General features: G+C 47.3%; 18 protein-coding genes. All 18 read right to left on the minus strand.

Translation table 11 applies throughout. From position 1 onward, the window contains the following. Positions 1-99: 99 nt before the first annotated feature. On the minus strand, positions 100-690 hold the full coding sequence (locus PMI05_RS15775) for a hypothetical protein (RefSeq protein ID WP_007723447.1): 591 nt from the start codon (positions 688-690) through the stop codon (positions 100-102). After that, positions 687-3,068, minus strand: a complete 2,382-nt coding sequence (locus PMI05_RS15780; protein ID WP_007723449.1) for a hypothetical protein — start codon at positions 3,066-3,068, stop codon at positions 687-689. Before PMI05_RS15780 ends, PMI05_RS15775 begins: the two co-directional genes overlap by 4 nt. Before the next feature lie 227 nt (positions 3,069-3,295). After that, complete coding sequence (locus PMI05_RS15785) at positions 3,296-3,682, minus strand: hypothetical protein (protein WP_007723451.1); 387 nt, start codon at positions 3,680-3,682, stop codon at positions 3,296-3,298. 14 nt (positions 3,683-3,696) lie between these two features. Then, positions 3,697-4,149, minus strand: coding sequence for a hypothetical protein (locus PMI05_RS15790; RefSeq protein ID WP_007723453.1), 453 nt, complete (start codon positions 4,147-4,149; stop codon positions 3,697-3,699). Continuing rightward, the gene (locus PMI05_RS15795; protein ID WP_007723456.1) at positions 4,150-5,487 is read right to left on the minus strand and encodes a phage tail sheath subtilisin-like domain-containing protein; all 1,338 of its coding nucleotides are present in this window, start codon (positions 5,485-5,487) and stop codon (positions 4,150-4,152) included. Between the two features lie 2 nt (positions 5,488-5,489). After that, positions 5,490-5,681 (minus strand): hypothetical protein, encoded by a 192-nt coding sequence (locus PMI05_RS15800; RefSeq protein WP_007723458.1) that lies wholly within the window; start codon positions 5,679-5,681, stop codon positions 5,490-5,492. Beyond that, the gene (locus PMI05_RS15805; RefSeq protein ID WP_238543307.1) at positions 5,681-6,178 is read right to left on the minus strand and encodes a hypothetical protein; all 498 of its coding nucleotides are present in this window, start codon (positions 6,176-6,178) and stop codon (positions 5,681-5,683) included. The genes PMI05_RS15800 and PMI05_RS15805 overlap by 1 nt, the downstream gene beginning before the upstream one ends. A 16-nt stretch (positions 6,179-6,194) precedes the next feature. Next, on the minus strand, positions 6,195-6,338 hold the full coding sequence (locus PMI05_RS30730; protein ID WP_007723463.1) for a hypothetical protein: 144 nt from the start codon (positions 6,336-6,338) through the stop codon (positions 6,195-6,197). A 212-nt stretch (positions 6,339-6,550) separates the two neighbouring features. After that, on the minus strand, positions 6,551-7,204 hold the full coding sequence (locus PMI05_RS15810; RefSeq protein WP_007723465.1) for a hypothetical protein: 654 nt from the start codon (positions 7,202-7,204) through the stop codon (positions 6,551-6,553). Positions 7,205-7,455: 251 nt separating this feature from the next. Beyond that, complete coding sequence (locus tag PMI05_RS15815; protein ID WP_007723468.1) at positions 7,456-7,650, minus strand: hypothetical protein; 195 nt, start codon at positions 7,648-7,650, stop codon at positions 7,456-7,458. Continuing rightward, positions 7,647-7,874, minus strand: coding sequence for a hypothetical protein (locus PMI05_RS15820; protein WP_007723470.1), 228 nt, complete (start codon positions 7,872-7,874; stop codon positions 7,647-7,649). Before PMI05_RS15820 ends, PMI05_RS15815 begins: the two co-directional genes overlap by 4 nt. Then, positions 7,820-8,158, minus strand: coding sequence for an RNA polymerase sigma factor (locus PMI05_RS15825; RefSeq protein ID WP_007723472.1), 339 nt, complete (start codon positions 8,156-8,158; stop codon positions 7,820-7,822). Before PMI05_RS15825 ends, PMI05_RS15820 begins: the two co-directional genes overlap by 55 nt. A 400-nt stretch (positions 8,159-8,558) precedes the next feature. Further along, positions 8,559-9,035, minus strand: a complete 477-nt coding sequence (locus PMI05_RS15830) for a DinB family protein (protein ID WP_007723474.1) — start codon at positions 9,033-9,035, stop codon at positions 8,559-8,561. 28 nt (positions 9,036-9,063) lie between these two features. Next, the gene (locus PMI05_RS15835; protein WP_007723476.1) at positions 9,064-9,621 is read right to left on the minus strand and encodes a DNA-3-methyladenine glycosylase I; all 558 of its coding nucleotides are present in this window, start codon (positions 9,619-9,621) and stop codon (positions 9,064-9,066) included. 123 nt (positions 9,622-9,744) lie between these two features. After that, the gene (gene map, locus PMI05_RS15840) at positions 9,745-10,488 is read right to left on the minus strand and encodes a type I methionyl aminopeptidase (RefSeq protein ID WP_007723478.1); all 744 of its coding nucleotides are present in this window, start codon (positions 10,486-10,488) and stop codon (positions 9,745-9,747) included. Between the two features lie 135 nt (positions 10,489-10,623). Continuing rightward, positions 10,624-11,439, minus strand: a complete 816-nt coding sequence (locus PMI05_RS15845; RefSeq protein ID WP_007723480.1) for an alpha/beta fold hydrolase — start codon at positions 11,437-11,439, stop codon at positions 10,624-10,626. A gap of 72 nt (positions 11,440-11,511) precedes the next feature. Continuing rightward, on the minus strand, positions 11,512-11,841 hold the full coding sequence (locus PMI05_RS15850; RefSeq protein WP_007723482.1) for a DUF2085 domain-containing protein: 330 nt from the start codon (positions 11,839-11,841) through the stop codon (positions 11,512-11,514). A gap of 316 nt (positions 11,842-12,157) precedes the next feature. Continuing rightward, positions 12,158-13,690 carry a YcdB/YcdC domain-containing protein gene (locus PMI05_RS15855; RefSeq protein WP_007723486.1) on the minus strand — a complete coding sequence of 511 codons (1,533 nt, stop codon included), beginning with the start codon at positions 13,688-13,690 and terminating at the stop codon, positions 12,158-12,160. Between the last annotated feature and the right edge of the window lie 65 nt (positions 13,691-13,755).

Here is a 13,755-nt window from a genome sequence, read left to right on the forward strand (position 1 = left end):
TCCCCTGGCCGAGGACCAGGACAACTCGGTAACGGCTGGGGTCAGGTCATAGCGGGTCTGTTCTTTTCCGTAAATGACTTTCATTTCGTCTGCCCTCCGTTACATTCTGTTTTCTCTTTCTAGCTTTTCGTTAATCTCTCTTTTCCTGTCTTCCAATCTTTTGCTGTCTATCCGTGGGGCCGCTTGCTGTTTCCGTGTCTTCTTTGCTACCTTCCCGCTCGTATTCGGACGAGCTGGCTGCTGTCGTGTGATAACCGCACCCGGGGATAGAAGCTGTGTCTGATTGCTCCACGTAATGAATTCGTCTTTGACAAACAATGGAAGCTCAATCGATCCGTGAAAATCGACGTTTTTTCCGTGGAATTTTCCGTCACATGGCCCGATGAGCACATTCCAAGCCAGATCAAGCTCGTCAATAGTCAAAAGTGCTTCTGAACCCGTTAAGCGATCCAATCCAGCAAGCCACTGTCTAGCACCTTGATAGCCCTGCACTTCAACATAGGGAGCCGTACTGTCTCCGGGTAAGATGAAGTCAAAGGAAATGGACTTTGGGCGTCTGGAAGAGATGCGGTTGCCAGCCAATAACGTGATTGATGTCGTGCTTTCGATGTCGTTGCCGTAGCCGCGAAACTGGATCTCCGCAGGTGTGACCGGAAATGTCAGCCTATATTTTCCTTGTAGACGGATCATGTCGTTACTCCTCCCCTCGTCTCTAGTGCATCGAGCAGCGAGCGTTCGATGATGTCTTTGATGCGTTGGGCGACAGACGGGTCAGTAAGCATTTTCAACATGGTCGGGATATCCTGTAGCATTCCTTGTACGTGAAGGGGTACCGTAATTTGCGGAATGTTTACCGAGGTAACCTGTTGTTTTGCTGGCGAGTTGCCGACAGGAGAACGACCTGGAAAAGGAGGACCTGCTGGTATTGATGGTTGTGTACTGACAGATTGTGCAGGAGGCGTATCTTGCCACCACGACTTGATCCAGTCGTATAGAGCACCTCCCGCCATTGATCCACCGATATTTCCACCGACACCACCGGCCACACCACCGATCGCTGTTCCAACGCCAGGGGTAACGAGTGAGCCAGCGGCTAATCCGACTGTCGCTCCCAATCTTGCTCCAGCCCAGCCACCGAGGGATTCCGCCCCCAAACGAGCTGCAGCATCAAGCTTGTTCTCCGATGTGAATACTTCTGCGAGGCTTTCGATGATTCCGAGTTTGGGTACCTTTTTCATCCCAGCTTTCATTTTGTCGATGGGCAATTTGTTGAATTGTTCCATGAGCTTGTCTTTGAGTTTACTCGGGTGTAATTCTCCAAGCTTATTCATGAACCCATCCTTGAGTTGGTCGAATGACAAGCCCTTGAACTGCTCCACAAGCTTGTCTTTACCCAACTGCAATCCCCCAAGCCCAAGGCCTTTCATGAGTCCATCTTTGAGCTTACTCGGGTGCAATTCTCCAAGTTTATTCATGAACCCATCCTTGAGTTGGTCGAATGACAAGCCATTGAACTGCTCCACAAGCTTGTCTTTACCCAACCACAATCCCCCAAGCCCAAGGCCCAACATGAGCCTACCTTTGCGTCCACCTTTGCGCTTCCCAAAAGGAAAGCGGTTCATGAGCTGGTCTTTTAACTGATCTGCTAACTGGTCTATGACCTCACTCGTACGTCGTTTCCTAGGAGTATTCTTGTTACGTCTATTTTTTGAAGAGGTACCTGATTTACTTTTACGGTTATTACGGTTATTACCCTCACAACAGCAACAGTTTTTCCCGCCAGTTGCTTCTTGAGGAAACTTTTCTTTGGTTGTCCGAAGATCTTTGAATTTTTTCAGTTGAGATATCGTGTGGATCAGAGCACTGCCAAGGAGTAGTAATCCTCCGGCAAAAATCACAGTACCTTTTATCGACTCGCCCAAAGAGTTAAACGAGCCCATTATTCCTTCAGCTGCTTTTGAAATCCCTGTATTTATCCCAGACATTTGTTCTGCGTACAGAGTCGCGATCTCCATGGCCTCGTTTCTCGCCATCACTTGTGCCTGCCCAGTTTTATAATAAGCATCGTTCTGAGCAGACAGTTGATGCGCATTTACCGCTTCATTCCCGACTTTATATGCGCTCTCTTTCCCCATTTCCGGAACAAAAGCCCCTGTAGATATATCTTTTACTTCTCGCAGACCATTCGCCACGTCAACTCCGGCATCGCCTGTCAAAGTATCGAATGCACTTTGTTGTAACGTTTTATCCTGGATGCTAGAAAAAGTCATCAGGAGTTTTCCGAGGGCGATATTTATTGTTTCTTTCTCCCCCGTTGCGAGACTTCGATTCAGCGTTGCTATATCTTGGGCGGCCTTGGCCTTTGCATCCTTCTTATTTTGAGCCTTGTAATGCTTCTCAAGGATTGCGGCGAGATCACCATTATCCGACATCTTCATTGCATTCTCATACAACGCACCATACGTTTTAAAATCATTCAAAAGGTTCCCTATTGAAACATAGGTAGCGGCCATTTTTTCAGGCGTATTCAGCAAATTGCCATTCTGTAGGTTGAAGTGAGCCATAGACTCCACAAATTTTCCAGTCGCGGCTCCCCCTCCCTTGTTGCTTAAATACTGAACGGCATTTGACTGCCTAACGGTACTTTCATCACCAGTAGAAATCTCAATAGAGCTCATCATTTTCATGATTTCATCTTCCGTAAACCTCGTCGTGTATTTCAACATGCCTGCTTTTTCTGCGTACTTTAAACCATTGGTTGCATGCACAAGTTCGGCTTTGGCGATGAGGCCGTATGCTTGATCTTTCTTTATATCAGGGTTGAGCTCACGTATTGTTATGGAAGTCTCTTCTACCTTCAGGAGTTGCTCATTACCTTTGCCACCAGCTTCAAAAAGCGTGCGTTCTCTTTCAGTCGCCTGAGCTTCTTGGGCAACCGAACTCAGCGTTGTTCCAAGAGCCTTTTCGATCAAAGGAGTTAGTGAGCCCAGGAGTCCTTTTGCGAAATCGTCATATTTACCTACTACTCCGCTATAAGCATCAAACGTTTCCATCATTGTTCCTGCCATTCTTTCACCTCCTTGTCCTCCCAGATGTCTCCACCCAGCAAAACCGAGAAAAAGCCGGGAGACCTACCCCCCAGCTCTTTCCTCGTCCTCTGCCTCAATCATCTGACAAGCAAAAATAAACAGCTTCTGCTTGTACAAATCGACTTCGTACTCGAGTAGATCCGACGGGCGGCCTCTGCCTTTTAGAAAAGCGCGGCAAATATGCCAGGCCTCGCCGTCAGATCGGATTAGTTTTTTGCTTCTTCAATGGCTTCTTCTTCCGTCTGGGTTGCATTGACTTCACGGACCGCATTGAGCAGCTTGGTATAGCCTTCTGGATTGTCGCGGAAAATTTTCTCGACGAGTTCGTACTTGGTGCCGACTTTATACGCTTTCTTCAGCTCTTCCTGATTCCAAGGGAAATCGTGCTCGGTGGCCTTCACCAAACGGGCATCGTTGTACAGGAACCAGTCCGTTTTCTCGCCTTTGTCAGCCATGCGTTCGCACTCGCGCAGCTCGGACAAATTCAGTTGGCGAACCTTCCATTCGTCACCGTCGATGGTTACGGTGATTTCTTTTCGCGGAGCTTGTTCATTGGCTTTGGCCAAAAATTTCTCAAGTTTGTTTTTGTTCATTTTCAAACACTCTCCTATTCGGTGTAGGTTGGCAATTCATCCAGGTAGTCTGGCTTTTCGATAGACATCCCTTTCAGGTCGTATGTCGCGTGATCGTTGCCGTCTGCTTTGGCTTCCCACAGCGTAATTTCGTCTGGGTTCAGCACGATGTTGGAGATGCGGACGCGTTCGGAGTTGCCCGCTTCCTTGTCCAGTGTTTCGCCGATCAGGAATGGGAGGACTGGTGTCTTGCCTTGAGTCAATTGATCGACACAGTAGTATTTCAACGCAGCGTTGGTTGCGGTAATTTTCAATGTCACTTCTACATGCCAGTCGTTGACGGTCTGGATTTTCCCTTTTTGCAGACGATTCGTGTCGCCGTACTCTACCTTGAGGACCATTTTTCCTTCCAAGGTACCGAAGATCGGGTCTCCGTTTTCATCGTAAATTTGGCAGTTCTTCAGTTTAATATCGCGTGCAATAGCCAATTACAGCACCTCCCAGTCAATGTCAAAGTATTCGATGGCATCAAGCGGCTTCGCAGACAAGAGGAAGCCACGGCGATCCCCCATGCCGTTCTTTTGATCCGTAAACGTCCAGCCTGTATCAATCGCGCCTTGCTGCTCGCGGACGGTCATGTACGCGTTGACGGCAGAGACAAATACCGCGCCGCCCAAATCGTTGTTAGCGAGCTTGCCTTTGTATTTCTTGCCGACTTGGCTGATGTCGTTGACGATCTGATCTAGCGTCATGCTGACACGGATTTTTCCGTAGTCCTCGCGCTCATGCGTACCCAGAACAGCCAGTGTATTGACGGCGCTCTCGATGATGTACACATCTCCGTCGCGGGTTGCGATCAGCGTACCAGAACCGAGTGCACTCAAAATATCGGTGTGGCCCCAATCCTTGAGCGCTTTTTTCAACGGAACGACAACGGCCGTCAGCGATTCATGCGCAGGTGTCGCGGCGATCATACCCGCTACCCATGCGGCCCACTCCAGGCTGCCGTATACTTTTCCGTTGTTGTGCTGACCAGCGATAGCACTATTCACGACAAAACGGGCATTTTGCGCCACAGAGCGCTCGATATGCTTCGCCATGTTCTCGTCATCCGCCGCCTTGCCACCGATCACCAGCGTGCTGAGCTTCTTATTTTGCGTGCGACGATCGCTACTAAATTGCTTCGCTGCCGCTTGTACAGCCGCATCGTCAAAAGGCAGATACATCGTGTCAAAATCAGCACCGGACACCGCCATGAACAGCTTAGTCGAGTCAGCAGGGGTAAGCGCTACTGTGCCACTTTTCGCTCCTGTCAGCGCTGTTTCTGGCATGATTGTAACGGCAGTCTCGCCCAGCTTTTTCACACGCACATAGTTGGATTGGCTCGTTTTCGCTGCCAGCTCATTCGCATCCGCAAACGAAAACTTCTCGGTTTGCAGCGGGCCTGTTACCTGGAGTTCTTTTTTACCTGGCTCAGACGTTGAGGCCGTGATGACAACCTTCAACTCATTACCTACCAAACCTGGATACAGAGCCTCGACCCTGATCGCATCCGCTTGCTCATACGCTGCTTTTGTGGCCGTGCCATTCGTCATGCGGTATGCGAGAATCGTCGCGCCGCCTTCTGCTGCCAGTTCTACGGTATCGACCTTGCCAAACGTCTGCGCTAGTCGCTCCTCAAAGCTCCCCAGCTTAACGAGCTCATCTGGCGCGCCCCACTCTGCTTGGTACGGCACCAATACGACACCGCTCTTCGGTACTACACGTTCTTTTGCTTTTGCGATCAGTTCGACCGTTACACCTGGACGTTCACGTTGAATAGTCATGCTTACACCCCGCCTTTGTATTTGGTCAGTCGGCTCTTCACTTGTCCTTCTGCCAGTTCTTGATTATCTGCTTCAGAAAAAAGAGCACCTGCTACCTCGAACCGTTCGGCTCCAAGATAAGCGGCGCTCTTGATCCACTCTTGTTTGGTTTGCACAAGCTCTGGGGCCTGTGCTTGTTGTTCTTTTCGTGCCACTATGATCGGACCCCCTCTACATCAAATTCGTTGATCTTGTCTGTGACTGCTCTCTGCACCGCCACGTTGTAGGTGAACTGGAACGCGATTTCCGTCCGGTCCTTTTTATCCCGCCAAATACGCAAGGTGGAGCTGTCGATCTCGATGGACAATCCAGACGTCCTGCCTTGATAGCTAAATTGCTTTTGGCGAAGAAGCTCACGCAGCGGCTCAGCTGAAAGCGGCTGATAGACACCTGCTACCTTTGGATAGTGGAGGACGATGGCTGCTTCTGAGACCACCTGATAGGAAGTGAGGCTTCTTCCTTCTTCACGGACCCCTTGCGTCAAAAGAAACGCGATAGGCGGCTGGAATCGCTGCGCCATCCAGTCGTCCACGTTCACAACAGTAGCCAGCTCTGGATACGCTTCATTCACCAGTTCAATGAGAACGGTTAGCTCACGATCCATCCAGCTTCCACCTCCCATGCTTGCGGTATTCTCTTCTGTCTTCGTCACATGTCTCTTCCCCCCACTACTTCACTTCATTTGGCAAGGCATCCACGGCAAATGCCCGCCGAGCAGGGAGCGAGTAGCCTTTCGCTTTGGACTCGCAACATCGTGTGGCGCCAATCGCCGTTTTCCCTGCTCGCCGGACATTAGAGTCTGCGGCGTACATAAAAAGCCACCCGACAGCTTCATCGGATGGCTCGTATCTCTCTTACTTGTTTCGCTTGACTCAAGTATAACTGATTCGGAGGAAAAACCGGGAAAATGACCCGATGTGTCAGGAAGTGTCAACCTTTGTCAGTTTTAACATGCTTGTGAAAATGAAAAGAAGCTGTCATCATCAGACAGCTTCTCGTCTATCGAGCCGGGCCCTGTTTTTCATTATCCAGTCTGCTGAACCTGATCGCCATACATCGCCCATGCCATCTTCATCACGGCACTGCGCTTGATTTCATAATACCGCTGTCGGGACACACCGATTTCTTTGGCAATCAGATTGTTCTTATCGCCATCCAGCAAAGCTTCGACTACCAATCGCTCCTGCTCCCCCGGAATCGTCTCGACCGCTTTGTTGATCCGCTCGATTTTATCCTGCAAACTTTGCAGCCTCTTCCACTTTCGTTCCCGGCGTGCAACCTCCGCATGCGTTCTATCTCCCGTGGTGCCCTTTCCTTTTGGCATGACTGCATCCAATCCGTACTGAGAGACCATTCCTTCCCCCGCCTCGCGCAAAAACCGCTGGATGCGTATGATCTCGATCTGCATGTAATTGTAGTCGCGGATTTCTTCCTCGGCTTTTTGTAGAAAATCTACGATGGGTGCTTGCTCACTCAGCCGGACGAATCCTTCTTTTCTAGCGGATACTGTCTTTTGCTGCCCTTTTGCCTTTTGATCCCGCATGTACTTGTCCCACTCCGGGCAAGAATCGATTTTTCCTACGTGCTTATCATGAACCTGGCAATGTGATTTCTTTCCCCAGCAAGTTGCCGGACACACCTCGCATACTGCTTCCATGAAAATATCTTTGCTGATCAAGGCACTATTCCCCCTCGGTCATCTATATGAAGTCCGTATGATTGCTTAACGGTTTTCGTTGATTCCTGCGTCTTTTCTTAATCTTTGAGACAAACCGATCTGTCCGATAATGACTCCGATCAATAAGACAGCTGCTCCGATTAATGCTGCTTCTATCATTTCGTACGTATCTCCTTTGCATCGTCATTTTCTTGTATAATGAAAGGGGGGCAAAGAGGATACTCACCAGTTGTATTCTTTGCCCCAAGCAATTAATGGGGATTCCGATCGTCAGTCGGAGTCTCCTTTTTTTCCAGTTGCTCTTTCTTTTTCTCTTTGTTTGCCTTTAATTGCAGGTTGAACAGATTATTAATCCGAATCTGCAAATCTACCTGCTTAAACGTGACGATTAAAGCTAGGAAGCACACGACAACCGCGAGAACCTGAACGTAATCAATCGTCATCATAGCATCACTTCTCCACTGCGGATCGCTTCGAGCATCGCCGTTTTCATTTCTTGCATGCTCTCTTCGCGAGGTAGTTTGATAAAGGAAGCAAGGTACTCCATGTCGGGAAGCAGAAAGTCGAGGATTGTCAGTACGGCCCGATTATCCCCTGACTGTGCTTTTTGGAGGGTCAGGCTGAACGTGTCAGCTTCTCGGCCAATTGGCGCAAATATTTGTTTTTGCATTTACTCACTCCTTGTCTGGTCATATTCAGTTTTTTGGCTACCTGTTCTTCTGTCATTCCTTGAATAACGACTTGCTTGATAATGATCCGAGCTTTTTCTGGGAGTTGCATCAACACCTCCTGAACATACAGGTCCGACAGGTTGTCCTCGATCTCTTCCGTTCCCCGCATCTCCTCTTTGATCACCGTCTCCCTGTACAAACGCTTCTTGGCGGCGTACTGCAATCGCCAAGCAATTCTTTTGAGCACTTTTCTGCAATGCTCTTTCAACTGCTCATCTGTCATATGCTTCACCTTCTGTTTTTTTCGAACATCTAATCGCAAAATAGGAACACTCGTTCTCTTTGTAGTACAAGTATCTCATACTATGGTAATAAGTTCAAGTTCTTTCCACCAGATTTTTGGAGATGATTTTTCCGGTTGATTCACTGCATAACTTTCAAAGAAGACATTAAAAAACACGATCCCAAGTGGAGATCGTGCTTGTGTAAAAGTATTCATTTTTCCTTACACAACTGATGTTTCTACTCTACAAAAGTACATAATTCTCATACTTTTTGAGTTTTATCTTCCCATCATGCAAGAAACACCTTAAATGAAGAAGGCCCTTTTAAAAATAAAAAAGCAAGCCCCTCTCGCATTCATAACAGAAGAGCTAGCTTGCTTTTCTATCTTTCGCACTCTTTTAATCCCAAATATTCGGACGTTCAATACCCATCGTTCGCATATAATCTAGCAGTTGACCGGTATGTACCGACTCATGATAGGCGATTCGCAGCAGCATGTCTCCAAGCGTGCGGACATAGCCTACATCGGATCGATCGATGCGGACACTCTCCAAGTCGCCCTTGGACAACCCTTTGACAAAGCGGAGAAATTCTTCTCGATACGGCTTCGCAAAGGCCAAATCTTCTTCTACAGTCGAAAACTCTTTGGTTTCATACGGATTGGGGATAGTAGACAAAGCGGCGCTTCCCCGTTGGATCAAAATCTGGTGATACAAAAACTCACCCTCGATGACATGGCGAATCATTTCCCCACACGTGAATGCTTTATCGTCAGGCTTCCAGTTCAGCATTTCTTTAGGAATTGCCTTCCAAACTTTGATGCTTCTACGTCTTACTTCCTCAAAGTTTAAGATTAGGAGATCATTTTCGTTCATGTCATTCTCCCCTTTCCGTAAGCCCGTCCTAGTTTTTTTGATAGAGATCACATGTCGCTACGTGATCATTAACCATACCGACTGCTTGCATATAGGCGTAGCAAATTGTTGAACCGACAAACGTAAAACCGCGCTTTTTCAGGTCCTTGCTCATCTTGTCGCTGATTTCGGTAGAAGCAGGCACATCCTTCATTTCCTGAAAATGATTATGGATCGGCTTCCCGCCTACAAACGACCAAATATAGCTGCTAAAGGACCCAAACTCCTCCACAATCCGCAAATACGCGTGGGCGTTCTTCACGACGCCGCGAATCTTCAGCCTGTTTCGAACGATGCCTTCGTCTGTCAGCAATTGCTCGATCTTGGCTTCATCGTATTGAACGATTTTCCCCGCTTCAAAATTATCAAACGCTCTTCGATAATTTTCCCGCTTCTTCAAGATCGTGTACCAGCTCAGTCCGGCTTGAGCGCCTTCCAAATTCAAATATTCAAAGAGCAAACGATCTTCATAGACAGGAACTCCCCACTCGTGATCGTGATAATCCATATAGATAGGGTCTTGATTCACCCAGCCGCACCGATTCATGGAAAGAAGCCTCCTCTACGTAACACGAACATATATTCTTATATAAAGAATATACAATCATTGGGTATTCTGCAAGTTTTTCTTCACAAAAAAAGACCTCATCAATCTGAGGTCTCCCGACGATCAAGCTGTTAAAATAATTGGCTTCCCCTTCGTCACAACGATGGTGTGCTCGTATTGAGCAACATAACTCTTATCAGGCGTAATGATCGCCCAACCGTCCCTGCCATCATCCACATATTCCGTCCCCGTCGAAATAAATGTTTCAATGGCCAACACGAGACCCTCTGTAAGCAAGCGTCTATCCTTTTTGTCATAGTAATTCAAAATGTAAGCAGGCTCTTCATGCAAGCTTTTGCCGATGCCATGACCCGTAAGGTTTTTGACGACTGTAAAGCCTTTTTTCCTAGCCTCCTGGTGAACAATGCGCCCAATCTGGCTTAGCTTCGATCCCGCCTTCGCCGCATCCAATGCCTTGTACAGCGACTCCTCGGCGCATTGGCATAAGGTTTGCTTCTCAGGCTCGCCTTCCCCTACCACGATAGAAGCACCTGTATCGGCAAAATATCCATCCAGCTCTGCCGAGACATCAATATTGATGATATCGCCATTTTTCAGGACAGTATCATCAGGGATCCCATGCGCAACAATGTGATTGACACTGATGCATGTATGCCCAGGAAAATCATAGGTGATATTCGGTGCAGACCGCGCTCCGTACTTTGCCAAGATCTCTCCGCCAATCTGGTCGAGCTCTTTTGTTGTCACGCCTGCTCGCACGGCTCTTATCATCGTCTCTCTTGCCTCTGCCACAATACTACCGATCCGTTTCAAGCACAGCAAATCATGTTCATTTTGAATCGACATGTGTTTCCCTCCTTTTCGCATATACCAGTATTTCCTTGACCCATTTCTTCATTTGAACATTTTTCTTCGCCAATCGCAACCGAAGCAAAAACAAAGAACCCCAGAAGCATTCTCTGCGGCTCTTATCTTACGAAGCTATGCTGGATTCAGTGCATACATTCCGTGTGCTATTGTCGACTGCTTTTGAATAAACCCGATGGAGATTCGGTTAAATTCTTCCGGCTGATCGACATTGACGACATGACCGCAGTCAGCGACTAGACTCAACTGTGCAAACTGTCTTTTTTTCACGCGCATCTGGACGAACGGCAAAAACATATGGTCTTCGTCTCCCATAATGAACAAGGTAGGGATGGGAGGCTCTTTATCAAAGAGGGTTCCTAGGAATCGATTAATGCCTTTTGTCAGCTTGAACCATCTCTTGAATTCTTTTTGACAAAGCTTTTTGGCTTCGCGGATAAACAAGGAACGCGATTCTTTATGACGCTTGCTCGGCATGATCACCCATGCAAACAGTCGATACAGCCACATGTACGGGATGAAATGTTTGACCATATTCCCCAGCGTGATCAGTACCTGCGATCGAACGTTCATGTGCGTCACAGCTCCTGCCAAAACCATAGAGCGCATTCTCTCTGGGGCCTGCTCCGAAATAATCTGCACAATGATCGTCCCCAAGGAAATCCCCACAAAATGGGTGGAAGTGATTTTTAAATGATCCAAAACCTCAATGATATCTCTGCTGACATCATCAAAGGTGTATGTTTTGAACAGCTTGCCTGGGATGTTCTTAGATTTTCCGTGACCACGCATATCTACTAGAAGAACATTGAAATTCTCTTTGTATGCCTTGAGTTGTTTACACCAAATCGATGAGCTTCCCCCTGCCCCATGGACAAAAGTCACCCATTCGCAATCTTCACCACGTATGTATGTCTTATAATGGATCACTAATATCCCCCCACCAGTATTATATAGGAGGGATGTCCCAGGTGAAAGGATTACCATAAAATTGAAATTCAATCACCTGAGTCTCTCAACCAAGAACCAAACGAGATTGGAAATGAGTAACGACTGTCCGACACCAAAGCTAAACCCTGTTAAAAATCGGAGCTTGTTATTGCTTGTCCGCCACTTCCATTGTTGGGTAAAGCCATCAATGAGCATTGGCAGTAAAAGCAAACCAATCAAATAGTAAGAGGTCAAGAGATGCATCCCTACAAAAACTGGCGCAACCAAGTATCCAGCCAATATCGAAACACATCTGGCACATAGCGGCATTTTTTTACCCGCTATATAAAAGGAACGATCTGGGCGCCGATGACACGGAATCCACTGCATATTGATCTTCATCAGCTCCCTCAATGTGAGCAATCAGGCTTGCAATCGCAATCGGGCGTATCACAATCTGGAACCGGACAATCAGCTGGAATATAGTTGCAATCTAACGAGCAACTGTTACGCTTCTTACGATAGAAGATGATCATGCAAATAAAAAGAAGTAGACCTAGTCCGATCAAGACCCCGCCCATTACATAATCACCTTGATACAGAAATACGCCTCCCGCTATCCATGCGATCATGCAAACCGTTAATCCAAGAAAAAACAGATACATCCTCCCCCTTCTTTTCTTTCTACGTCAAAGAGTATCAGCCGTTTCACTTTGGGTTACGTCCTGGGCTTGAATTGATTGGTAATCGCATCCAAATATTGATAGCGCTCTTGCCTTGCGTATTTGAGCTGATAGATTGGAATCGGAACAGAGGCCTTTTCCCTTCTACTTGTATTTCTGTCTTCCACTTGCACATATTCCAGTTCCATGTCATACAGGCTCATGAAGCTCTCCGCCGCTTCCCTAAGAGACACACACGAGCCCGGATCGGGAATGACTTTGTTCTTACGTACATCATGCTTGTAAAAACCCGTTACTTGGCCCGTGCAACGATTTACTTTCACGGAGTACATCCGATTTGTCAGAACGATTCCATTTTTGCGTTCATAGAAGTAATACGTATTTCCCGTACCGCGTAAATAGCATAATTCATAGTAGTGCAGCTCGGTAATTCCCTGCTCGATGTATGTTTCCAAATAGCGCGTGGCTATTCGCAGAGCATCGCGGTCAGACATCCGCGGCGCTATATACTTCATTTTTTGATTAAACGTAAAGGCAAGTAGCTCGTTGGTCTGGCGATTGAGAGTCACGCATACAAAATCAGGATCGTAGACAGTTTCCGCGTCTTCTGCTTCTGGCAGCGACCAGAAGTAATGGATAGTAGAAGGCCAGTCCGGCTTTTTCACAGCATCAATATGTTTGAAATAACCGCTCCTAGGATTATAAGTGACCCCATCCTCGTTCGGTGTCACAAGCGTTTCTCTTTTGATATCCGCTTCGATTACATCAATTTGAAAAGATTCCTTCACCCACAACTCAATCTCTTGCACGTTTGAAAAAATTAGAGATTTTCCTTGGGTTACTACTGGAATGACCTCTGAGTGCTCTTCCTTAAGGTGTCTGCCCCCTACCACTGTCTTCGTGATTTGCCCTGTCTTGGCATGAACAACCGCATAGGCCATCGGTGGCTCATCAGGGAGATACTGGAGTATCCCTTCTTCCTGTTCGTCGCAGGCGAGCATCAAATTTTCCTGATAGAGAGCAAAATATACTTGTTTCGCCTCCTCTTTCGTTATTACTTCTGGCTTGGAGGGCTTGTTTTTCCGATCAAAATCATGAAATCCCCGATATTTGATGTCAGTTAAATTCCCCCACTCGTCTACCTTAATAAACAGATACACGCTGGAAAGTGGAATGTCGTGAAAACAATAACGATAAGAAAGTTTCCAATTCTTTTCCTCACGATACTCTGACAAGCTCGCTATATCCTCTCTCACCATCTCATTTAGATGATCGCCATACAGTGCTTCCGCCACTTCTATGATACGCTGTGTTGCTGTCTCGGCATCAATTGGCTCGCCAGAAGCAGCCGAATCTTGATAGGTTCGATCCCTCAAACGAAACTCCGTCACATACCCCGTTTCTTTGTCGATTTCCAGCTCTGTACCATCATGACCTACTTTGATCTCGCACGTCTTCCACTGATCGTACGTTTCGATTTGCACCTGAGACAATTCATACATACTTGGAAACATAGCAAACCATTTCTCCATCGTCAGGCGAACCGCTTCTGTCGGATATGTCACCATCTCTTTTCCTCCCGAACGAAAAAACCGTCAATGCAGACACTGACGGCTTTCTCTATTTGAATGCT

Source organism: Brevibacillus sp. BC25 (assembly GCF_000282075.1).
Lineage (GTDB): Bacteria > Bacillota > Bacilli > Brevibacillales > Brevibacillaceae > Brevibacillus.